Origin of the sequence: Nocardia sp. NPDC056611, from assembly GCF_042792755.1 — a bacterium.
GTDB lineage: Bacteria > Actinomycetota > Actinomycetes > Mycobacteriales > Mycobacteriaceae > Nocardia.
Genome location: NZ_JBHTVV010000002.1, coordinates 857908 through 879690 on the forward strand (window position 1 = coordinate 857908; position 21783 = coordinate 879690).

24 protein-coding genes are annotated in these 21783 nt (G+C 69.7%); 11 read left to right on the forward strand and 13 right to left on the reverse strand.

Going from position 1 to position 21783, the window contains the following annotated elements:
* Position 1: 1 nt before the first annotated feature.
* The 7 genes from ACFRAQ_RS12605 to ACFRAQ_RS12635 form a co-directional block, all read right to left on the reverse strand.
* Positions 2-658: a 3-oxoacid CoA-transferase subunit B gene (locus ACFRAQ_RS12605; RefSeq protein WP_379098111.1), complete on the reverse strand. Its 657-nt coding sequence runs from the start codon at positions 656-658 to the stop codon at positions 2-4.
* 1 nt (position 659) lies between these two features.
* Positions 660-1424 (reverse strand): CoA transferase subunit A, encoded by a 765-nt coding sequence (locus ACFRAQ_RS12610; protein WP_379098114.1) that lies wholly within the window; start codon positions 1422-1424, stop codon positions 660-662.
* Positions 1421-2023, reverse strand: a complete 603-nt coding sequence (locus ACFRAQ_RS12615) for an RBBP9/YdeN family alpha/beta hydrolase (RefSeq protein WP_379098117.1) — start codon at positions 2021-2023, stop codon at positions 1421-1423. The genes ACFRAQ_RS12610 and ACFRAQ_RS12615 overlap by 4 nt, the downstream gene beginning before the upstream one ends.
* Before the next feature lie 24 nt (positions 2024-2047).
* A complete protein-coding gene (locus tag ACFRAQ_RS12620; protein WP_379098120.1) occupies positions 2048-3385 on the reverse strand; it encodes an MFS transporter in 1338 nt (445 codons plus the stop codon).
* A 139-nt stretch (positions 3386-3524) separates the two neighbouring features.
* Positions 3525-4577, reverse strand: coding sequence for a 3-keto-5-aminohexanoate cleavage protein (locus tag ACFRAQ_RS12625; RefSeq protein WP_379098123.1), 1053 nt, complete (start codon positions 4575-4577; stop codon positions 3525-3527).
* A 47-nt stretch (positions 4578-4624) separates the two neighbouring features.
* Positions 4625-5518 (reverse strand): TauD/TfdA dioxygenase family protein, encoded by an 894-nt coding sequence (locus ACFRAQ_RS12630; RefSeq protein ID WP_379098126.1) that lies wholly within the window; start codon positions 5516-5518, stop codon positions 4625-4627.
* A 37-nt stretch (positions 5519-5555) separates the two neighbouring features.
* Positions 5556-6530: a quinone oxidoreductase family protein gene (locus ACFRAQ_RS12635; RefSeq protein WP_379098129.1), complete on the reverse strand. Its 975-nt coding sequence runs from the start codon at positions 6528-6530 to the stop codon at positions 5556-5558.
* Positions 6531-6827: 297 nt separating this feature from the next.
* Here ACFRAQ_RS12635 and ACFRAQ_RS12640 point away from each other — a divergent pair, with 297 nt between their 5' ends.
* On the forward strand, positions 6828-7838 hold the full coding sequence (locus ACFRAQ_RS12640) for an AraC family transcriptional regulator (protein ID WP_379098132.1): 1011 nt from the start codon (positions 6828-6830) through the stop codon (positions 7836-7838).
* Between the two features lie 142 nt (positions 7839-7980).
* On the opposite strand, the gene ACFRAQ_RS12645 is transcribed toward ACFRAQ_RS12640, so the two are convergent.
* Both ACFRAQ_RS12645 and ACFRAQ_RS12650 read right to left on the reverse strand, forming a co-directional pair.
* Positions 7981-9372, reverse strand: coding sequence for a hypothetical protein (locus tag ACFRAQ_RS12645; protein ID WP_379098135.1), 1392 nt, complete (start codon positions 9370-9372; stop codon positions 7981-7983).
* A 213-nt stretch (positions 9373-9585) separates the two neighbouring features.
* Positions 9586-11052: an FAD-dependent monooxygenase gene (locus ACFRAQ_RS12650; protein WP_379098139.1), complete on the reverse strand. Its 1467-nt coding sequence runs from the start codon at positions 11050-11052 to the stop codon at positions 9586-9588.
* A gap of 83 nt (positions 11053-11135) precedes the next feature.
* Here ACFRAQ_RS12650 and ACFRAQ_RS12655 point away from each other — a divergent pair, with 83 nt between their 5' ends.
* Positions 11136-11741 carry a TetR/AcrR family transcriptional regulator gene (locus ACFRAQ_RS12655; protein ID WP_379098142.1) on the forward strand — a complete coding sequence of 202 codons (606 nt, stop codon included), beginning with the start codon at positions 11136-11138 and terminating at the stop codon, positions 11739-11741.
* Positions 11742-11749: 8 nt separating this feature from the next.
* Here ACFRAQ_RS12655 and ACFRAQ_RS12660 read toward each other — a convergent pair whose 3' ends face one another.
* Complete coding sequence (locus ACFRAQ_RS12660) at positions 11750-12715, reverse strand: quinone oxidoreductase family protein (protein WP_379098145.1); 966 nt, start codon at positions 12713-12715, stop codon at positions 11750-11752.
* Between the two features lie 108 nt (positions 12716-12823).
* On the opposite strand from ACFRAQ_RS12660, the gene ACFRAQ_RS12665 reads away from it, so the two are divergent.
* Together ACFRAQ_RS12665 and ACFRAQ_RS12670 are read left to right on the forward strand one after the other, a co-directional pair.
* Positions 12824-13174 (forward strand): hypothetical protein, encoded by a 351-nt coding sequence (locus tag ACFRAQ_RS12665; protein ID WP_379098148.1) that lies wholly within the window; start codon positions 12824-12826, stop codon positions 13172-13174.
* Between the two features lie 41 nt (positions 13175-13215).
* Positions 13216-13926, forward strand: coding sequence for a GntR family transcriptional regulator (locus ACFRAQ_RS12670; RefSeq protein WP_379098151.1), 711 nt, complete (start codon positions 13216-13218; stop codon positions 13924-13926).
* Positions 13927-13993: 67 nt separating this feature from the next.
* On the opposite strand, the gene ACFRAQ_RS12675 is transcribed toward ACFRAQ_RS12670, so the two are convergent.
* Both ACFRAQ_RS12675 and ACFRAQ_RS12680 read right to left on the reverse strand, forming a co-directional pair.
* Complete coding sequence (locus ACFRAQ_RS12675; protein WP_379098154.1) at positions 13994-14443, reverse strand: PTS glucose transporter subunit IIA; 450 nt, start codon at positions 14441-14443, stop codon at positions 13994-13996.
* A gap of 5 nt (positions 14444-14448) precedes the next feature.
* A complete protein-coding gene (locus tag ACFRAQ_RS12680) occupies positions 14449-14679 on the reverse strand; it encodes a glucose PTS transporter subunit EIIB (RefSeq protein ID WP_213556172.1) in 231 nt (76 codons plus the stop codon).
* A 123-nt stretch (positions 14680-14802) separates the two neighbouring features.
* On the opposite strand from ACFRAQ_RS12680, the gene ACFRAQ_RS12685 reads away from it, so the two are divergent.
* The 5 genes from ACFRAQ_RS12685 to nagB are packed head-to-tail and all read left to right on the forward strand — an operon-like array spanning position 14803 to position 19930.
* Positions 14803-16092 carry a PTS transporter subunit EIIC gene (locus ACFRAQ_RS12685; RefSeq protein WP_379098158.1) on the forward strand — a complete coding sequence of 430 codons (1290 nt, stop codon included), beginning with the start codon at positions 14803-14805 and terminating at the stop codon, positions 16090-16092.
* On the forward strand, positions 16089-16352 hold the full coding sequence (locus ACFRAQ_RS12690) for an HPr family phosphocarrier protein (RefSeq protein WP_379098161.1): 264 nt from the start codon (positions 16089-16091) through the stop codon (positions 16350-16352). The genes ACFRAQ_RS12685 and ACFRAQ_RS12690 overlap by 4 nt, the downstream gene beginning before the upstream one ends.
* Positions 16342-17997 carry a phosphoenolpyruvate--protein phosphotransferase gene (gene ptsP / locus ACFRAQ_RS12695; RefSeq protein WP_379098164.1) on the forward strand — a complete coding sequence of 552 codons (1656 nt, stop codon included), beginning with the start codon at positions 16342-16344 and terminating at the stop codon, positions 17995-17997. Before ACFRAQ_RS12690 ends, ptsP begins: the two co-directional genes overlap by 11 nt.
* Complete coding sequence (locus ACFRAQ_RS12700) at positions 17994-19160, forward strand: N-acetylglucosamine-6-phosphate deacetylase (protein WP_379098167.1); 1167 nt, start codon at positions 17994-17996, stop codon at positions 19158-19160. Before ptsP ends, ACFRAQ_RS12700 begins: the two co-directional genes overlap by 4 nt.
* On the forward strand, positions 19148-19930 hold the full coding sequence (gene nagB, locus ACFRAQ_RS12705) for a glucosamine-6-phosphate deaminase (RefSeq protein WP_379098170.1): 783 nt from the start codon (positions 19148-19150) through the stop codon (positions 19928-19930). Before ACFRAQ_RS12700 ends, nagB begins: the two co-directional genes overlap by 13 nt.
* Positions 19931-19933: 3 nt before the next feature.
* Here nagB and ACFRAQ_RS12710 read toward each other — a convergent pair whose 3' ends face one another.
* Positions 19934-20326: a limonene-1,2-epoxide hydrolase family protein gene (locus ACFRAQ_RS12710; protein WP_379098173.1), complete on the reverse strand. Its 393-nt coding sequence runs from the start codon at positions 20324-20326 to the stop codon at positions 19934-19936.
* Between the two features lie 172 nt (positions 20327-20498).
* Between ACFRAQ_RS12710 and ACFRAQ_RS12715 the strand changes: the two genes are divergently transcribed.
* Together ACFRAQ_RS12715 and ACFRAQ_RS12720 are read left to right on the forward strand one after the other, a co-directional pair.
* A complete protein-coding gene (locus ACFRAQ_RS12715; protein ID WP_379098176.1) occupies positions 20499-21371 on the forward strand; it encodes a class I SAM-dependent methyltransferase in 873 nt (290 codons plus the stop codon).
* A gap of 22 nt (positions 21372-21393) precedes the next feature.
* Positions 21394-21783, forward strand: coding sequence for a TetR/AcrR family transcriptional regulator (locus tag ACFRAQ_RS12720; protein ID WP_379098179.1), 390 nt, complete (start codon positions 21394-21396; stop codon positions 21781-21783).

Sequence of the window (21783 nt, forward strand, 5' to 3'; positions counted from 1 at the left end):
GTCAGGCCGCGGTGGTCAGCGGGGCGGCCGTGGCCGCGCGGACATCGGATTCGGTCACGCCGGGTGCGCATTCGCGCAGGACCAGCCCGGTGGCGGTGACGTCGATGACGGCCAGATCGGTGATGATGCGGTGCACGACCGCCGCACCGGTGAGCGGAAGAGTGCAGCGGGGCACGATCTTCGATGCGCCGGTCTTGTCGGTGTGCTCCATGAGCACGATGACCCGGCGGGCGCCGTGGACCAGGTCCATTGCGCCGCCCATGCCTTTCACCAGGTGGCCGGGCACCATCCAGTTCGCCAGATCGCCGGTGGCCGAGACCTGCATGCCACCCAGCACGGCGGTGTCGATGTGGCCGCCGCGGATCATGCCGAAGCTGGTCGCCGAATCGAAGAAGGACGCCCCCGCGACGACGGTCACGGTCTCCTTCCCGGCATTGATCAGGTCGGCGTCGATCGCTGTCTCGTGCGGGTAGGGGCCGGTGCCGAGGATGCCGTTCTCCGAGTGCAGGGTGACGTGCACCCCGTCGGGCATGTGGTTGGGGATCAGGGTCGGCAGTCCGATGCCGAGGTTGACGTATTCGCCGGGTCGCAGTTCCCGCGCGGCGCGGGCGGCCATGGCGGTGCGGGACCAGCCGAGAACCGTGGTGGCAGTACTCATGTCAATGCTCCTGGGCGACGGTGCGCTTCTCGATGCGCTTGGTTTGCGGTCCGGTGTGCACGATGCGGTCGACGAAGATCCCGGGCAGGTGAATCCGGTCCGGGTCGAGTTCGCCGGCGGGAACGAGGTTTTCGACCTGGGCGATGCAGACGCGACCGGCCGCGGCTGCCAGCGGATTGAAGTTGCGGGCGGCCTTGTCGAACACCAGATTGCCATCGGTATCGCCGATGAGCGCGTGGATCAGCGCGTAGTCGGCGGTGAGGGCTTCCTCGAGCACGTAGCGCCGCTGATCCCGGTGCCCGCCGAAGGCCCTGACCTCCTTGGGCGGCGAGGCCACGGCCACCGATCCGTCGACGGCGTACCGCCACGGCAGACCGCCTTCGGAGATCGGGGTGCCGACCCCGGCCGGGGTGAAGAACGCCGGGATTCCGGCGCCGCCGGCCCGCAATTTCTCGGCCAGCGTGCCCTGCGGCGTCAGCTCGACCTCGAGCTCGCCGGACAGGTATTGGCGGGCGAACTCGCCGTTCTCGCCCACATAGGAGGCGGTGATGCGGCGGATCTTCCTGTCGGCCAGCAGAATTCCCAGCCCGTACCGGTCCGTGCCACAGTTGTTGGAGATGATCTCCAGGTCGGTGACCGCGGTCGCGGCCAGCGCCTCGATCAGCACGTCAGGAATCCCGCACAGCCCGAACCCGCCGACCGCCAGACACGATCCGGACGCGATGTCGGCGACCGCCGCGGCCGCGGAGGCGACGATCTTGCTCACAGCGCGACCCCCGCACCCGGCGTCGAGACCGCGGTGGCGTCGATCAGTTCCCGCAGGAGTTCTTCCGCGCGTGGCCAATAGCCGTAGCCGGAGGCGGGGTTGAGGTGACCCACGTCCCCGAGATCCACCAGGCGGCTGCCCCACGCTTCGGCCATTCCCGCCACCCGCCGGAAGGACGCGAGCGGGTCGGTGGTGGAGGCGGCCACGGTGCTGGGGAATGGCAGCCGTCGCCACGGAATCGGATTCCATCCGGCGGCGTCGAGTTCGCCCGTGTCCGGATATCCCGGTGGCAGTGGTGTTTCGAAATCGGGGGGTGCGGCCAGCAGCGCGCCGCGCACGGGTCGGGTGGCTTGTTGCGCCCAGTGCACGGCGATCATCACGCCGGCACTGTGGGCGACCAGCACCACCGGGCCGTCGATCTCGGCGATCACGGCGTCGAGTGCGGCGACCCGGGCTGCGCGCGAGAGGGTGTCGTGCTCGAGCGGCGGGACCGTGCGCACCCGCGTCAGGCGTTCGGCGAGGCGCGTCTGCCAGTGGTCGGGCACATGGTCGCGCAGGCCGGGCACGATCACGATGGTGGGTTCGTTGGCGTCATTCATGGTGGGTGGCAGTTCCTTTCGAGATCAGACCGAGGGCGCGGGCTCGAGTGCGGCCAGTCTGCGCAGCCCCGCCGGATAGGCGCGTTTGCCCAGCATCAGAGCGGCGAGGGCGGCCAGGTACGCGAGCGGGGCCAGCCGCAATGCGACCGTCAGTCCCAGGTGATCGGCCAGGACGCCGACGACGAAGGGGCCCAGCGCCAGCCCGAGCAAGCTGTTGGCGAGGGTGAGGGTGCCCAGCGCCGAGGCCCGCACCGAAGGATGGGTGAGGTTGGCGACCATGGCCGCGGTGGGACCGGATGAGCCGCCGGAGAAGAAGGCGCCGATCCCGATCAGCGCCAATTGCACCGGCCCGGTGCCGATCCCGAAACCGACGCCCAGGCACAGCAGCGAGATGGCGCAGAACACCATGGCGGCGCTCCACTTCCGCGTCAGGTCGCGGCGGCCGACACGGTCGGTGATCACGCCGCAGACGATCATGCCGGTGCCGATGAGCAGCGAGAACACCGCGGCGACCGCGCCCGCCCGGTCCGGGGCCAGACCGTAGGAGCGGTTGATGAAACTCGGCATCCACGCCAGCAGGACCGCCGCGGTGAAGATCTGCAGCGCGCTGCCCACGTAGGCGCACAGCACCGCCGGATTGGTGAACAGCGTCGATACCGGCGCCCGGTAGCCGTGGCCGGGCTGCCCGGGCCGGTGATCCTGGTCAGCTGCGTGCTGGGCCAGCTTCGCCTCGGTGACCAGGGCGCGGAACGCCACCGCCAGGATCAGGCCCGCGATGGCCATGGCGGCGAAGGACCACCGCCAGCCCAGGTGCACGGCGATGACGCCGCCCAGCCCGACGCCGAGCACCGATCCGAACGAACCGCCGGCCATGAACGCGCCGCTGAGGGCGGCGTGCACCCGCGGGGTGAACACGCTGAGCACCACGGCGATGCCGACGCTGCCGTAGGCGGCCTCGCCGACACCGACCAGGAAGCGAGCTCCGAGCATCTGCCCGTACCCGGTGGCGAGCGCGCACAGCAGGGTCGCCGCGCTCCACAGCACGGCCATCAGGACCAGGCTGCGCACGCGTCCCCAGCGATCGGCCAGGATCGACAGTGGCAGGGTGAGGATCCCGACCATCAGGGCCACGACGCTGGTCAGTGATGCCAGCCGGGAATCCGATAGTGCCCATTCGGTTTTCAGGAACGGAAAGACCGCGCTAAGGACCTGCCGGGACATGTAGTCGGCCAGCAGCAGCCCGAAGGCCAGCGCGAACACCAGCCATGGATAGCGGCTGCGGGCAGCGGGCGCGGGGGTGTGAGCCGGGACCGGGGCGTCGGCGAGGCCGGGCGCCGGGTCCGCGGTGGGGTGCAACTCCATTGATGCTCCTACGAATCCGGCGCGCCGAGACGGGGTGCGGCGGGCCGGAGAGCTGACGGACGTACGAGGGCGGCGCGCACGGCGGAGTGCGGCCCGCCTCGGGCGGGCGGGGCGCGGTGCCCGCCCGAGGCCGGGAAGGTCAGGCGTGCTGGGTGAATCCGACCTGGCCGGGCTTGCGGTTGGGGGCGTACCCGAGCTTGGCGAGGGTCTCCTCGGCGCTGCCGTAGCGCTCGTCGAGCTTGTAGATCTGGCGGGCTTCCTTGCCGGTGGCGACCTCGCGGCCCAGTTCCCCGGCGATACGGACCAGCTGTTGCACCTGCTGCACCGAGGTCATCTTCTCGCCCTTGCGGCCCCACAGGGTGTCCTCGTTGCCGCAGCGGGCGTGCAGGCCCATGGCGATGGCCATGGTGTTGACCGGCAGGCAGCTGCGCATCAGTGTCTCGAGGGTCAGCACGGCGCCGTCGGGGACGCGGCGGACGAACTCCATCATGTTGTAGGGGTTGGGTCCGTCGAAGCCGCCGCCGATGGCGACCCAGGTCAGCATGAGCGGGCCGGTGTAGACGCCGCGGCGGATCAACCGTTCCACCGTCTCCAGCTGCGGAATGCTGGAAAGCTGGAAATGCGGCTGAATACCCTTGGCCTGCAACCGCTTCAGATGCTCCTCGACCCATGCGGGACCGGCCGGGACCACCATTTCCCGGTAGGCGTCGTACACCTCGGGGCGGGTGAAGGAGGTGCCGGCGATGTCGTCGTCGGTCATCAGCTCGACGATGTTCATCTGGCTGGTGTTGATGGCGATGGTCACCTGGTCCGGCGCCGGATCCAGTTCGGCGAGCAGGTGCCGGGCGTCGTCGGACAGCCATTTCGCGTCCGCGCCTTCACCTTCCGGCGCGAACGAGATGGAGCCGCCGACCTGCAGGATCATCTCCGGTACCGCCTCGCGCAGCCGGCCCAGCAGTTCGTTGAACTTCGAGAGCCGCTTGGAGCCCTTGCCGTCGAGTTCGCGCACGTGAATGTGCAGCACGGTGGCCCCGGCCTCGTAACAGTCCACCGCGGCCTGCACATGCTCGTCCATGGTCAGCGGCAGGTCCTCGCGGAAGTCGTCGAGTTCCCATTCGGGACCGTAGGGGGCCACGGTGATGACCAGTTTCTCCTGGTTCTCCGGGAACAGCGAATCATCGTGGAAATGCATGGAAATACTCCGATCGGGAATCGAATAATGTGGGGAGTGAAGAGATTTCAGAAGGTTGCGTCGCCGATGATCCCGGCGCGCTCCATCTTGCGGACCGCGGGCCAGTAGTCCTGGACGGCGTAGTGCTGCGTGGAGCGGTTGTCCCAGATGGCGAAGCTGTTCTTCGTCCACCGCCACCGCACCTGGTATTCGGGGATGGTGGCCTGTCGCATCAGGTAGTGCAGCAGCTCGGCGGCGCCGGGCGCGTAGTCCGCGCCGAACCGCACGTGCTCGGAGGTGTGGTAGTTCACCAGGTGGGTGGTGAAGGAGTTGACGAACAGGATCTGCTCACCGGTCTCGGGATGGGTGCGCACCACGGGGTGTTCGGCGTCGGGGAAGCGCTGCGCCAGTTCGTGGCGCTGATCCATCGGCATCCGCGCGCCGAAGCTGGCCTCGATGCTGTGGCGCGCGCGCAGCCCTCGAATGCGGTCACGCACGTCCTCGGGCAGTCGCCGATAGGCCTCGACCATGTTCACCCAGATGGTGTCGCCGCCCACCGGCGGCGTTTCCACGCAGCGCAGGATCGCGCCCATGGGCGGGTTCACCCGCCAGGTGGCGTCGCAGTGGTAGGCGTTCTCGTAGTGCTCGGGCGGGCTGTCGAGGTCCTTGTAGATGCGGACCAGTCCCGGATGGTCGGGATCGCTGCCCGCCACGGGATGGTCCTCGAGCGGCCCGAAACGCTGAGCGAGAGCGACATGATCGGCGCGGCTGATGTCCTGATCACGAACGAACAGCACCTTGTATTCCAGCAGCAGGGCGCGCAGCTCGGCGAACAGCGCGTCGTCGTGCGCCGCCCGCGCGAGGTCGACGCCGAAAAGTTCGGCGCCGATCGAACAGGCCAGCGGCTGCACGCCGATCGCGCCGCGCATTGTCGAATTCGGGAGTGGGGCAATGGTTGTCATGAGTTCCTCCAAACGATGAGCTCTGAGGGCCGGGTGATCAGAGCGTGAAGACCGAGGAGCCGATGCTGCGTCCGGACTCCAGGTCGCGGTGCGCGCGCACCGCGTCGGGCAGCTCGTAGCGCTGATTGATCTCGATGCGGATGCGTCCGGCCGCGACGTGGGAGAACAGCTCCCCGGCCAGTTCGGCGCGCTCGGCGGGATCGGCGATGTAGTCGGCCAGGGCCGGACGGGTCACGAACAGCGAGCCCTTGACCGCCAAACGCATGGCCTCGATCGGCGGCGTCGGGCCCGAGGCGGTGCCGAAGCACACCAGCAGCCCGCGCCGCGCCAGCGAATCCAGTGACGCGTCGAAGGTGGTCTTGCCGATGCTGTCGTACACCACGGGCACGCCCGCTCCGCCGGTGATCTCCCGGACCCGGGCGGCGACGTCCTCGCGGGTGTAGAGCACCACGTGATCGCAGCCGTGTGCTCGGGCGATCTCGGCCTTCTCCTCGCTCGACACGGTCCCGATCACCGTGAGCCCCAACAGCTTCGCCCACTGCGTGAAGATCAATCCGACGCCGCCCGCGGCGGCGTGCAACAGCACCGTGTCCCCGGCGTTCAACGGGTGGATGCGCCGCAGCAGGTAGGCCGTGGTCAGCCCGCGCATGGTCATCGCCGCTGCCACATCGCAGCCGATCTCGTCCGGGATCGCGATCAGATGCTCGGCGGACATCACCCGCTCGGTGCTGTAGGCGCCCAGCGGGCTGCCGGTATAGGTGACCCGATCGCCGGGCCGGAATCCGTCGACCCCGGGGCCGACGGCCTCGATCACACCGGCCGCCTCGACACCCATGCCCGCCGGCAAGGCGGCCGGGTACAGGCCGCTGCGGAAATAGGTGTCCGCGAAGTTCAGTCCGACCGCCTCGTGGCGGATGCGCACCTCGCCGGGGCCGGGTGCGCCCACCGCGACCTCTTCCCAGCGCAGGACCTCCGGGCCACCGGTCTCGTAGAAGCGAACAGCCTGTGCCACAACAAATCTCCTCTTCGACGTGGCCGCACCCCGGCTGGGCGCGGCCGTGCTCGGATCCGGTGAACGGATATCGATCCGATGTCGCCGTGCCTCGGTGGGCGGGCGAGCTGGGATCTGGCTATCGAGTGCGAGGTGTCAGCGGGAGGCTGTGTCGGGTACGCTCGCCGATCACGTTGTGCCTCCTGTCCGCTGGTCACCGTCGCTGTGATGGAACCCACACTAAGCTGGATGATGACCGGATGCTTATCCTGTCGGGACAGAATTTTGTTCATATTGGGACATTTTCGGGAGGATGCGTTGAGGCCACTGGCCCGCTACGCCGCGCTGCACAGGTATGTCGAGCTCGGTCAATCGCTGGGACTCGACCCGGTCGCACTGATCCGCGCGGGTGGTCTGGATCCGGCCAGCTTGAGCCTGCAGGACCGCTGGGTCCCCGCGGCCGCCATCGCCGACCTGCTCGAACGCTCCACGATCGCCAGCGGGAACGAGGATTTCGGACTGCTGCTGGCCGAGCGCCGCCGGTTCGCCAATCTCGGCCCGCTGAGCCTGGTGATCCGCGACGAGCCCGATGTTCGTGGCGCACTGCGGGTCCTGTCGCGCCACGAGAACATGTACAACGAGGCCTTGCGCACCCGGCTCACGGAGGACAACGGCATCGCCACCATCCGCCTGGCCCTCGACCTGGGTGGTCCCGGCAGCACCCGGCAAGCCATCGAGCTGGCGGTCGGCGTGCTGCACGGTCTGCTACGCGGATTCCTCGGAAGTGAATGGCAGCCACTGGAAGTGCGGTTCAGCCATCCCGCGCCCCGTGATCGCCGCACACATCACCGCGTGCTCGGCCCGCACCTCGTCTTCGACGCCGACTTCAACGGGATCCTCACCTACGCCGCCGATCTCGACGCGCCGAACGTGATGTCCGACCCGCAGCTGCGGGCCTACGCCCAACAGTTGCTCGACTCGACACCCGACGCCCGCACCACGACCACCCTCGACCGGGTCCGCGAACTCATCGAACTGCTGCTGCCCACCGGTCGCTGTTCGGCCGACCAGGTCGCGCGCAGCCTCGGCGTGGACCGCCGCACCATCCACCGCCACCTCGCCGCGGAGGGCGAGACCTTCACCACCCTGGTCGATTCCACCCGCGCCGAACTGGCCCAGCACCTGGTCGCCAACCGTCGCCACACCCTCACCGAGATCGCCGAACTCCTCGCCTTCTCCGCCCCGGCGAACTTCACCCGCTGGTTCCGGCAACGCCACGGTTGCACGCCCAGCCAGTGGCGTGCCGCGGCGGGCACTCGCACCGAGTGATTCCGGGCGCTGGTCCAGTCGAATCGAAGACGGGCGCGTCAGGGGTGATGCGTCACGTCGGCTAACGGCTCGCCGGTCGTCGGCACGGTGTCCGGTCTCGAGTTCTCTCGTCTGCCGTAGTGCCGCACAACGACATCCGGGCTCAGCGGCAAGGCTGCAATGGGAAGCAGGCCGGAGGAACGGTCGTATGCGGCAGCGTGGGATCGACCGAGCGCCCTGAGGGGGGCGTGTCGACGACGGACGAATGCGTCGGCTGCGGCTGTTTGTCCGGCGACTTCGTCGGAGTGCTCCCGCCGCCCACGCAGGCGATGGCGATCAAGAGAATGACCAGAGCCAGCAGCAGCCCGCCGAGGATCGGCAGGTCGCGGCGGCGTTTGCGGCCGTCCCCGCTCGGCTGCGGCTCGTTCCAGACGGGGAACCGGTCGCGTTCCTGCTGAGCGGTCGGCACCGACCATTGCGGGGGAGCGGACCGGGCGGGGTCGGGCCGGGTTTGGGGGTCCGGGCCGATGCCCGGCCGGGGCTGCGGCGCCGGCGGCTGGGCCTGCGGCGGTCCCGGCGGTCGTCCGGCCTGGGCCGCGCCCGGAACGGGCGTCGGGGGCGGCGGGGTGCGGCCGGGTCCCGGCTGGGGTTCCGAGGTGCCCGCGAGTGCACGGTAGGCTCGCTCGGCGGCGGTGGCGGAGGTCGCGCCCGCGATGGCGGCGCCGACGCCGGGACCGTGCCCGGCGGCCGGTTCCTGCTGCGCCACAGGACGATCGCCGGACCGGGGCGCGCCGCTGCGGGATTCGGCACTGCCGTGCCCGGTCGCGCCCGGCTCTCGCCTGGACAGCGGGGGTCTGCTGTCCTCGGGGATGGACGTTGCCGGCGGCACGGAGGGAACCATCACCTCGGTGGGCCGGTTGGCGAACGGCAGCGGTGCGTCGCGAGCGGAGTCCGGTACTGGGAAGCCTTCCGCCACCAGATCGGAATAGGTTGCGGCGGCGGCGAACCCGAGCGCGCCGAGCGCCTGCCCGACCTGCGCGGCGTGCCAGGACGCGGGCGCGCCCTCGGCGAGGGTGGTGAAGTAGGCGCGCAGCGAGGACGGTCCGTCGCCGATGAGCACGTCGATGCCGGTGGGCAGGTCACCCTTCTCCAGCTTGACCCGGCTGCCCAGCTGCGGAACCAGCAGCACCAGCCCGCTGACCGGCACCGCCTCCCGGCCGGGGGCCGAACGCAATTGCTCGGCCAGGTCCATGGTCTGGCGGTGCACCCCGTCGAGCGGATCGCCGTCGCCGTCGATCGGCGCGGGCTCCCCGTCCACGGTCCACGGCTCGTCTTGCGCGCACGACAGCGTCCCGGTGACCCGCTCGGTGAATCCGTGCACCCCGACCACCACACAGGTCTGCGGCGTCCACACCACCACGTCGGCGTCCTGGCACTGCACCACGGCGATGCCGGGCACGGCGTGCGGCCCGCTCCAGGATTTGAGCCAGTTCACCACGGTGCGCTCGGTGCTCGACAGCCGCGACGGGTCGTCGTTACGGACCTTTACCAACATCCCAGACCACCTCTGACCGATGCGCCTCTACCTGCCGGCCGCCCGAACCCTCGCCGCGACCACCTTACGGGGTCGCGACTCCCTCGCGTGGCCGAAAATGTTCGGTCCGGGCGAATCGTCTTGCGCGGCAGCATGATCATTCTGCACGGTTCACGCGGCGCCCGGGTTCCCAGGGGTTGCACAGCTCGGGACCGGGAACCCGGGACCCGCGAGCTACCGCGCGGTAGCGGTGCCGACGGCGCCGAGATGGCCGTCGGGGCGCACGATCATCCAGGTGCCGTCGGCGGCGTCGTAGGCGCGGCGCGCGTGCCCTTCGGCATCGCTGAATTCGCCCTCGACCAGCGCGGTTTCGGTTCCGGTCAGGCGTACGGTCCGCAGGTCGGTCACGGGGGAGCGGTCCGGATCGCCGGTCGTGTCCCGGCCGAACACCAGCAGGGTGGCGTGCGGACCGCGGAACAGGTCGAACAATCGGATGGTCTTGCCGTTCGCGTCGATCAGCGGTGCGTCCGGTGCGCGGTCCCCGGCCCGCACTGCGGGCGAATTGTCCTGAGCGTCCCGATAACTGATGTCGAGCTGATGGGTGCCCTCCCGATCCATGGCGTCCGGATCGCCCTTCACGGTCTTGTCGAGCAGCTCGGAACTCAGGCCCAGCACCCGTGCGGCCACCGCCCGCCGCTCGGTCTCGTAGCTGTCGAGCAGGGCATCGGTCGCGGCCCCCGGATCACGCAGCGCGGCCGCGAGTTTCCAGCCCAGGTTGTAGGCGTCCTGAACGCCGGTATTGAGACCCTGCCCGCCGGTCGGCGGATGCACGTGCGCCGCGTCCCCGGCCAGGAACACCCGCCCGGACCGATACCGCTGCGCCAGACGGACATTCGGCCGCCACACCGTCGACCAGCTCAGGTCGCTGAGCACGATGTCGGCGCGGCGCGACCGGCGTGTCACATGCTCCTGCAACACCTCCAGGCCGGTTCCGGAGTCGGCGTCGAGTCCGGTCGCGAACTGGAATTTCCGCCCGCCGGGCAAGGGCATCAACGCGATTCCGTCCATGGGGGAGTCGGAATCGGCGAACCAGTAGCCCACCGAATGATCGAGCGCGTCCGCGCACACATCCCCGAGCAGCAGGCGAATCGACTCGTCGGTGACGCCCTCGAACGCGATCCCGAGCGCCTTGCGCACGGTGCTGCGGCCACCGTCCGCGCCCACCAGGTACCCGGCCCGCACCTGCTCGGTCACGCCGTCGTGTTCCAGCCTCACCGTCACCCCGTCCGGGTCGGCGCTGAAATCGGCCAGCGCCGTGCCGGATTCGACCCGCACGCCGAACTCCGCCAGCCGCTCGCGCAGTACCCGCTCGGTGTCGGCCTGGGCGAGCACCCACGGATTCGGGTGCGGCACATCGGCGGTGGGCTCGCGCCAGGCGCTCATCCGCCGCTCCATCACGAATTCCCCGTCCAGGTGGACCAGCAGCGGGGCCTGCGGCGCGCCGTGGGCGAGCACCGCGTCGAGTACGCCGAGATCATCGAAGACCTCGAGGGTGCGCGGCTGTAGTCCGTCCCCGCGCGATCCGGCGAAGAACTCCGCGGCGCGGTCCACGATGCGCACCGGGACCCCGCGGCGCGCCAGATCGATGGCGAGGGTGAGCCCGGTCGGTCCGGCTCCCACGATGATGACCTGCGGATTCATGACAACTCCAATACTGAATGCAAATTCACTGAACTGGAATTCAGTATTCTGGGTGGTACCTTCCGCTGTCAAGGAGGTGGATCGTGGCAGCACGCCGCAGTGAGAGGTCGGCCGAGACCGAGCAGGCGCTCAAAGCCGCCGCCCGGCGGCTGTTCGCCGAGCGCGGCTACCTCAACACGAAGATCACCGACATCACGGCCGCGGCCGATCGCGCCGCGGGCTCGTTCTACAACCATTTCGCGAGCAAGGAAGAACTGCTCCAGGCGCTGCTGAAGGACCTGGCCGACGAGAGCGACATCTCCGCCGCCGATCCCGCGCACATCGCCGACTTCACCGATCCGGCCTCGGTGCGCTTCCACATCGCGAGCTACTGGGCCTTCGCCCGCAAGAACTGGCCGGTCCTGCGCGCCATCCAGCAGGCCGCCCTGGTCAACGACGACTTCGCCCGCATCGCAACGCGTTTCGCGACCGAACAACGCGACGAGGTGGCCGACCATCTCGACGGCTTCGGTCCGGCGGGCCCGCGCCTACCCGGCTCCGACGACGCGAGCCTGTCCATGATGTTCGCCTCGGCGACGGGCCTGCTGCAGGCGGTCGAGGAGGGTGGCCTGGCGCTCACCGACGAGCAGGCCGTGGACGCCCTCACTCGATTCATCTACCGCGGCCTCACCGGCCGCGATCCGGACTGACGAAAACCTCAGGGCACCAGCACGATCGAGCCCGTGGTCCGGCGACCCTCCAGGTCCCGGTGCGCCTGCTCGGCGTCGGCGAGCGGATAGCTGCCGCCCACCCGCACCCGCAGCGTCCCCTCGGCGATGGCGTTCATGATATCGCCTGCCCGCCACAGCAATTCGGCCCGATCGCGGGTGTAGTGCACCAGCGTCGGCCGGGTCACGAACAGTGAGCCCAGCGGGTTGAGCCGCTGCAGATCGAACGGCGGCACCGGCCCGCTCGCCCCGCCGAACAGCGCCACCATGCCCCGGATCCGGGTCGCGGCCAGGCTGGATTCGAAGGTGGACGCGCCGACCCCGTCGTAGGCCGCGGCCACGCCCTCCCCGCCGGTGAGTTCGCGGGCGCGCGCGGCGATGTCGCCGTCGTAGCGCAACACGTCGGCTGCCCCGGCCTCGCGCGACAGCTTCTCCTTGTCGTCGGTCGACACCGTGGTGATCACCCGCACCCCGCGCGCGCTCAGCAGCTGGGTCAGGATCAACCCGACCCCGCCCGCACCCGCGTGCACGAGCACCGTCTCGCCCGGCTCGGGCCGGTAGATCGACTCGATCAGGTAGTGCGCGGTCATGCCCTGCAACAGCGCCGACGCCGCCACCGGCGCGTCCACCCCGGCGGGCACCGGAATCGCCACGGCCGCAGGCACGACCACCAGTTCGGCGTAACTGCCCGGCGCGGCCGCCCACGCCACCCGGTCCCCGACCCGGAAGTCGGTGACGCCGTCCCCGATGGCCTCCACCACGCCGCTGCCCTCGGCGCCCGGGATGTAGGGCACCGGCTGCGGGTAGCGCCCGGTCCGAATGTAGGTGTCGATGAAGTTGATTCCGATGGCCTGCGTCCGCACCAGCAGCTGCCCCGGACTCACCTGCGGGTCGGGCACCTCCACCAGCCGCAGGACCTCGGGACCGCCGTGCTCGGAAACCTGGATGGCGCGCATGCCGACCAGTCTGACACCGGCGTGGAATCGGCGGGTGCGGCGGCACGCCGAGTGTGAGATGCACGGCGGTCCATGGACGCTGTTTTACCGGTGGGTAAACTGCGACACATGAGCGCTACCGCCGCCCCGGCACCCGAGAAGCTGTCGCCGTCCGTCGTGGATTCCGTCAAGGGATTCGTCGCCGAGCACGGCGGTTCGGCGACCGCGGTGCTGCAGCCCATCGGCCGCGTCGGCGTCCGTGTCACCCTCGTCGGCGCCGACGGCGTGCTGGGTGACCGGGTCGTCGGCTCGCTGGAGTCCGCCAAGTCCCTCGTCGAGACCGTCGACGGCCTGACCGAGGCCGACGAATGGGACCGCGAGCTGATCTCCAAGGTGACCCCCGCGAAGGGGCACTGGGCCAAGATGGCGGGCTGGGTCGCGCGTCAGAAGCGATTCCCCAAGGCGCGCAACGAGAAATGACCGCGCCCGCAGCAGGCGGGGGCGGAAAGGACCGGAACGACGTGCCGGGTCGGGTGACCAAACAGGCGCAGTTGCGGTCGGCCCTCACCACCCTGTGCGCCACCCTGCGTCCCGGTGAGATGCTGCCCAGCGAACGCCAGCTCTGCGACGACTACCGAGTCAGCCGCATGACCGTGCGCGAGGTGCTGGGCCAGCTCGAATCCGAGGGCGTCATCACCCGCGTCCCCGGCAAGGGCACCTTCGTGGCCGAACGGGTGGCCCGATCGCGGCTGCACATGGCGTCGTTCACCGACGACATGCGCCGCCTGGGCCGTACCCCAGGCACCGTGGTGCTGCACACCGATTACGCGGTGCCGCCCGCCGCCTCGGCGAGCGCGCTGGGGTTGGCGGCGAACACCAAGGCGTATCACCTGGTCCGGCTGCGGCTGGCCGACGGCCTGCCCATGTCGATCGACGACGGCTGGTACCGCGTCGATCTGCTGCCGGATCTGCTGGACCACGAACTGACGCAGTCGCTGTACGCGCTGCTGTCGCGGGAGTACGACTGCCCGATCGACCGGGCCGAGCAGAGCGTGCGCGCGGTGGCCGCCGACGAACGGCACGCGGGCTGGCTGGGCACCGAAACCGGTTCCCCGCTCCTGGCTTTCGATCGGATCTCGTACTCGCGTGATCGGGCCGTCGAGCACGCGCAGTCCTGGTACCGGGCCGACCGCTACCAGGTGTACATGACCGTCTCGGCTGAGGACGCCTAGCCTTTCGACGCCTGGAAACGACTGAGCCGCTGCCCCATCCGGGACAGCGGCTCTTGTCGTCGCGGGGTCAGATGGTGAAAAGGACCGCGCCCGTGGCGATCTCACCGGCGGTGACTCCGCGGGCCGAGCCGGGGGTGCTGTCCATGACCACCACCGGCACCGCGGCACTCAGGCCCAGGCGGCGAACCGCGTTGGGGGAGAAGGTGATCAGCGGATCGCCGACCTCGACCCGATCGCCCTCGGCGGCCTTGACCTCGAACAGATCCGGCTTGCCGACGGTGTCGATGCCGACGTGCAGCAGCACGCCGGTGCCGTCGGCGGTCACGATGACCGCCGCGTGCGGGTGCAGCTTCACGATCGATCCGGCGACCGGGGCGACCACGGTGGTCGCGGCATCGGTGTCGGGCGGTTCGATGGCCGCGCCCGCGCCCACCATCTCCGCGGAGAAGACCGGATCGGGAACCTCGGACAGGGGCATGGAGCGGCCGTCGAGCGGCGCGAGAATCTCGGTGCTCATGGCCGTCAGATCATGTCGTTGATGTCTTCGGCGAGCGCGTCGGCGGTGGGGCCGACGACGACCTGCACCGCGTCGCCCATCTTCACGACGCCGTGCGCGCCGGCGGCCTTGAGCGCCTTGTCGTCGACCTTGCCCGCGTCCTTGACCTCCACGCGCAAGCGGGTGATGCAGCCCTCCACCTCGACGATGTTGTCCGCGCCACCCAGGCCCGCGACGATTTGATTCGCTTTCGACATATTTCCTCCGTGCGTGTCGAGTAGACAAAGCTGGTTATAACCAGTATATGTCTGGTTATAACCAGTGACGCTAACTGATCGTAGGCAGTGCGCGTGACACCATTCACAAACTGAGGACCCGCCATGGCCGACGCCGCCGCCGAGAGCTCTCGTAAGAAGCTCGATCTATCCGGACTGCAGAAGCTCGGCCGTAGCTTGATGCTGCCGATTGCCACGCTACCCGCCGCAGGACTGTTGCTGAGGCTGGGACAAGACGACATGCTCGGCCGATTCTCGCCGCTGCACTCGGTCGCCGCGGTCCTCGCGGGCGCGGGCGGAACCCTGATCGACAACCTTCCGCTGCTGTTCGCGGTAGGTATCGCCATCGGCTGGGCGAAGAAGTCCGACGGGTCCACCGCACTGGCCGCAGTGGTCGGCTACCTCGCCTTCACCGGCGTCCTCAAGGCCATGTCGCCGGTTGTGCTGGATGGTAGCTGTGGTCCGGTGCTTGGCTGGTTGTTCCGTGCGGCGCACTGGGATTGCCCCGTCGTGGCCGACATGGCCACCGCCAAGGCCTCGCAACTGGTGAACTTCGGTGTTCTCGGCGGCATCGTCATGGGCTTGACCGCGGCCTCGCTGTGGTCCCGCTTCCACCGCACCCAGCTGCCCGATTACCTCGGCTTCTTCTCCGGCCGCCGCCTGGTGCCCATCCTCACCGCGTGCGCCGCCGTCGTCATCGGCGTGCTCATGTCGTTCATCTACCCCGCCTTCAATGCCGCGCTCACCTGGCTGGGCACCACCGTCGCCGACAACTCGGTCGCCGGTGGCGGCGTGTTCGGCTTCGCCAACCGCATGCTGCTGCCGCTGGGCCTGCACCACATCATCAACTCGGTGGTGTGGTTCGTGATCGGCGACTACAACGGCGTCCACGGCGACATCCCGCGCTTCCTGGCCGGCGACCCGTCCGCGGGTACCTTCATGACCGGCTTCTTCCCGATCATGATGTTCGGCCTGCCCGCCGCGGCCATCGCCATCTGGCGACACGCCCGCCCGGAGCACCGCAAGATGATCGGCGGCGTCATGCTGTCCACCGGTCTGACCGCGTTCCTCACCGGAATCACCGAGCCGCTGGAGTTCTCGTTCATCTTCGTGGCGTGGCCGCTGCTGCTGATCCACGCCCTCTTCACCGGATCGGCGCTGGCGCTGACCAACGCGCTGGGCATCCACGACGGCTTCACCTTCTCGGCCGGCGCCATCGACTACCTGCTGAACTTCGGCAAGGCCACGCACCCGCTGCTGCTGATCCCGATCGGACTCGGGTACGCGGCGCTGTACTACGTCACCTTCAGCTTCATCATCAAGCGCTGGAACCTGCCGACACCCGGGCGGGAACCGGACGAGTCCGAAATCGAGAAGGAGAACATCGCAGCATGATCACCCGAACCGCCGTCATCGCCTCGAAGACCGGACTGCACGCTCGGCCCGCTGCCCTGTTCGCCAAGGCCGCCGGGGAGGCCGGTGTGCCCGTGAAGATCTCGAAGGAGGGCAAGGATCCCGTCGCCGCCAACTCGCTGCTGCAGATCATGACCCTCGGCGCCGAACAGGGCGACACCGTCACCCTGCACGCCGAGGACGGGGCCGAGGCGGCCCTCGATAAGCTGGTCTCGATGCTGGAGACAGATCTTGACGCGTGAGGTGCGCGGCGTCGCCGCCGCCCCCGGGATCGCGATCGGATCGGTGAAGTGGCTGGCCGCCGCGCCCGTCACCAGTCCGGACGACGCACCCGGGAGCGACGTCGAAGCCGAGATCGCGCGCGCGGACACCGCTTTCGAGACCGTCGCGGGCCGGTACTCCACGCAGGCGCTCGAGGCCGCCGGGCCGGCGGCCGACATCCTGTTCATGACCTCCGCGCTGGCCGCCGACCCGGCCCTGCTGGACCAGGTGCGCGCCGAGATCCGGGGCGGGACGCCGACCGCGCATTCCGTCACCCGGGCGGTCGCGCACTTCGGGGAACAGCTCACCGCGCTCGGCGGGATGATGGCCGAACGGGCCTCGGACCTGCGTGACGTGGGGCAGCGGGTGGTCGCGGAACTGCTGGGCGTGGATCCGCCCGGAATCCCGGACAGCGCGACGCCTTTCATACTCGCCGCCCAGGATCTCGCGCCCGCGGACACCGCGACGCTCGATCCGGAGCGGGTGATCGGGCTGCTCACCGTGGCGGGCGGGCCCACCTCGCACACCGCGATTCTGGCCAAGGCCCTGGGCATTCCGGCCGTGGTGGCCGCGCCGGACGCGGCCGGGATCACCGAGGGCACCGAGATCGTGCTGGACGGGACCGCCGGTGTGGTGGAGTTCGAACCGAACGCGGGCCGTCGCCAGGAAGTCGCGGCTCTTCGGGCGCGTCAGGCAGACGCGCCGACCGGTCCGGGGCGCACGTCCGACGGCCACGCGGTGCCCCTGCTCGCCAATGTCGGCTCCGCCGCCGATGCGCGGCTCGCCGTCGAACTCGGGGCCGAGGGCGTCGGCCTGTTCCGGACCGAATTCCTGTTCCTGGACCGGAAATCCGCGCCCACCGTGGCCGAGCAGACCGAGCGATACGCGGAGATCTTCCGGGTCATGGGCGACCGGCCGGTCATCGTCCGCACCCTCGACGCGGGCTCGGACAAGCCGCTGCCGTATCTCGACCTCCCGGACGAGGAGAACCCGGCACTGGGTGTGCGCGGACTGCGATTGAGCAGCGTCGATGAGGGGACGCTGCTCGGCCAGCTCGCCGCGATCGAGGCCGCGGTCAAGGCGACCGGGACCCCGGTCAAGGTCATGGCGCCCATGGTCGCCACCGTGGAGGAGGCGGCCTACTTCGCCGCCCGCGCCCGCGAGGCCGGGCTCGAGACGCCCGGCATCATGATCGAGATCCCCGCCGCCGCACTGCGTTCCGAGCAGCTCGGGGCGGAGGTGGAGTTCTTCTCCCTCGGGACCAACGACCTGTCGCAATATCTGTTCGGCGCGGACCGGATGTCCTCGGCGGTGGCGGCGCTGCACGATCCGTGGCAGCCCGCGCTGGCCGCGACCATCGCCCTGGCGGTGTCCGGGGCCGCGAAGCAGGGCGTGAAGGTCGGGGTCTGCGGGGAGTCCGCCTCCCATCCCGACTTCGCCTGTGTGCTGGTGGGTCTCGGGGTGGAGACACTGTCCATGGCGCCCCGCTCCCTCGCCGGGGTGCGTGCCCGGCTCGCGTCGGTGACCCGGGCCCAGTGTGCAGCCGCCGCGGCGGCGGTGGTGTCGGCCCGCACCGCCGCGGACGCCTTATCGGCCGCGCGAGCCGCCCTGGGGGCGGATACGTGAGGACCACCCTGCGGGGCCGGGTCGTCACACTCACCGAGGTGGGCGAGCTCGCCGACGGGGTGGTGTCGTTCGACGGCCCGTTTCTCGATTATGTCGGTCCGGCAGCGGAATTCGACGGAGAGCTGCCGGAGACGAACGAGGAGTCGCCGATCATCCTGCCAGGGTTGATCGACGTGCACTGCCACGGTGGCGGCGGATTCGGCTTCCCCGAGGCCGACGCCGCGGGTGTGGCCGCCGCCGCCCGCTATCACCGTGGGCGCGGCACCACCACCCTGGTCGCCTCGCTGGTATCGGCCACCGAAGCCGAACTGCGCGACCGCATCGACGTGGTCGGCGCCGCCGTGGACGCGGGACTGCTGGCCGGTATCCATCTGGAGGGCCCGTTCATCAGCGAGCACCGGTGCGGGGCCCATGACCCGGACCGCATCCTGCCCGGTGATCCGGCGTTGCTGGAGCGGCTGCTGGACTACGCGGGCGGGCGCATCCTGTCGGTGACCGTGGCCCCGGAAACCGCCAACTTCGACGCGGTCGCCAGCGTCCTCGCCGACGCGAATGTGATTCTCTCCCTGGGACACACCGTCGCCGACTACGCCCGGTCGGTGCACGCGCTGCGACGCGGGCGGCGGGTGTCGATCACCCACCTGTTCAACGCCATGCCCGAGCTGGCGCACCGCGATGCCAACTTCCTCACCGCCGCCATGGCCGCCGCCGGGCGCGGGGACGTGGTGGCCGAGGTGATCGGTGACGGCGTACATCTGGCCGACGGGGTCGTGCGCATGGTCTTCGACACCATCGGCCCCGACAATCTGGCCCTCATCACCGACGCGATGGCCGCCGCGGGCCGGCCCGACGGCCGCTACCAGCTGGGCAGTCTGGATGTCGTCGTGAAGGACGGCGTCTCCCGCCTCTACGACCCGAACGGCGAGGGACCCATCGCCGGTGGCACCGCCACCGCGTCGGATGTCCTGCGCCGCACCGTCTTCCAGGCCGGTGTCGACCTGACCGCGGCCGTGACCGCCGCCTGCGCCACCCCCGCCCGGCTGCTCGGCCTGGCCGGTGACCTCGGCGCGCTGTCGGTGGGTATGCGCGCCGACCTGCTGGTCACCGACCACTTCCTGGATCCCGTGAGCGTGTACAAGAACGGAGCGATATGGAACTCGTGATCACCGACAACGCCGCCGAGGCCGGTGTTCTGGCCGGCCGCATCATGGCCGACCACGTCCGCCGCGGAGCCCGCGCCATCGGATTGGCCACGGGGTCCTCGCCGTTGGGGGCATATCGGGAGCTGATCCGGCAGCACCGGGAGGAAGGGCTGGGTTTCGCCGGGGTGCAGGCGTTCCTGCTCGACGAGTACATCGGCCTGCCGCCCGGGCACCCCCAGTCCTACCGCCAGTTCATCCGCGACGAATTCACCGCCCACGTCGACTTCGCCGACGCCGACGTGCACAGCCCCGACGGCAATGCCACCGACATCCCCGCCGCCGCAGCCGATTACGAGCGCGCCATCGCCGCGAACGGCCCGATCTCGGTGCAGATCCTCGGCATCGGCGCCAACGGCCACCTCGGGTTCAACGAGCCCGGCTCCTCGCTGCGCTCGCGGACCCGCGTGAAGACCCTGACCCCGAAGACCCGGGAGGACAATGCCCGCTTCTTCGACGACGACCTCGCGCAGGTGCCCACCCACGTGCTCACCCAGGGCCTCGGAACCATCAGTGACGCGGGCCATCTGCTGATGATCGCCACCGGTGAGGGCAAGGCCGAGGCGGTCGCGACCGCCGTGGAGGGCCCGGTCTCGGCGTTCTGCCCCGCCTCGATCCTGCAGATGCACCCGCACGTCACGGTCATCGTCGACCCGGCCGCCGCGGCGAACCTGAAGGCCGTCGACTACTACCGTTTCGCGGTCGCGAACAAGCCTTCCTGGCAGAGTTTCTGACCGCTACGCGCCCGCCTGCATGGCCGCGAACGGGGCCATGTCGAAGTAGTCCCGCCACGCCGCGATCTTCCCGTCGCGCACCTCGAACACGCCGGTGACCGGCAGTTCTATCTTCTTGTCGCCGAGGCTGAATCGATCCGTGCGCTCATTGAGCACGATGTTGCCGGTGACGGCCTGATGGTGGATCGAGAACTCGATCCCGCCGAACGCGCCGATGAACCCGCGCAGGAACTCCAGGATCGCGGCCTTGCCGACGAACGGATCCATCGGAATGTTGTGGTAGACGGCGTCCTCGGTGAAGAACTCCGCGATGGATTCCGGTGTGCCGGTGAGCCATTCGGCGCACAACGCGTTGACGACCTCGGCGGGGGACTGGCTGGCGTGTTCGATGCTCACTGCTGCGGGAGACCTTTCCTACGACGGACCTGACCTACAGCAGCCAAACTCCCGCCCCACCCCGGCACTGTCAACCCTCTTCTCGCCATGAGACTCGACCCCATCCCTGTCTCATCGACCCGCCACGGCCTGCCGCTGCGCGAAATCCCTCCTCACCGCCAATAATGATCCAGTGACCGAGCGCGCAGCGAGCCGCACCGCCATCCTGGTCTGCGAGGGCCGGGCCGTCGCCGACGGCCGACTGGGTATCGGGAGATTCTCCGACCCGATCGCCACCGAACTCCTGACCGACGACGAACGCGCCCTCGTCACCCTGGTCCGAGCCGGCGCGGTCCCGGCTTCTTTCGGCCCCCGCATGGAATACGAACTTCTCTCCGCCACGGCCGAAGTCATGGCGGTCCGCACCATCGCCATCGACGACGCCGTGCTGGCCGCGGCCAATCCCCAACTCGTCATCCTCGGCGCGGGCTTGGACGCCCGAGCCTGGCGAATGCCCGACCTGCGCGGCATCCCCGTCTACGAAGTCGACCACCCGTCCTCCCAGGCAGAGAAACGTGCCCGCCTCGGCGACCACGAATCCATTGCCGACATCCACTTCGTCGCGGTCGACTTCGCCAAGGACTCCCTCCCCGCCGCTCTGGCCGCCGCCGGCCACAACGACTCCGTCCCCACCACCTGGATCTGGGAAGGCGTCGTCCCCTACCTGACCCCGGCCCAGGTCACCGCGACGGTAGCCGCGATCGCGCAGTGCAGCGCCCCCGCCAGCCGCCTGATCGTCACCTACCCCACCCCCAACCGCGCCTACAAATACGGCCGCAAGGCAATGCAACTCATCCTCACCCTTTCCGGCCGCCCCAACCCCATGGCCCACGAACCCCAACGCTCCACCTGGACCCCCGCGGCACTGGCAACCCTCCTCGCGACCCACGGCTTCACCGTCACCGCCGACCGAGACCTCGAATCCCTGGCCGTGGAAACGAAAGTCGAGGGCAAACACCGCTCCCTCCGAGCCGACGGCCACATCCTCACCGCCGACCGACTCTGAATCTGCGCTAGCAATTCGCGCGGTGAATTTGCGGGAGGATTCCGCCGCGCGCACGCGTGCCGCCCTGGTCGACAGCGGTTTGCGGCTGGCCGAGAGTCTGGGTCTGGCGGCGGTCAGCGTCAACGTCCTGGTCGCGGAACTGGGTGTCTCGAAGGGCACGTTCTTCCACCATTTCGGCTCCCGCGCCAACTACCTGCTGGCCCTGCACCGCGAATTCCACGAGCGCCTGCAAGCCGATATCGACGCCGCGATCGCCCCGCACCCGCCCGGCCGCACCCGCCTGCTGGCGGGCTCCACCGCCTACCTCGACGCCTGCCTCCGCGACCGCGGCGTGAAAGCGCTCCTCCTCGAACTCCACGCCGACCGCCGCCAACCCGCCGTCCGAGCCGCCCTCACCCACTTCCTGCGCTGA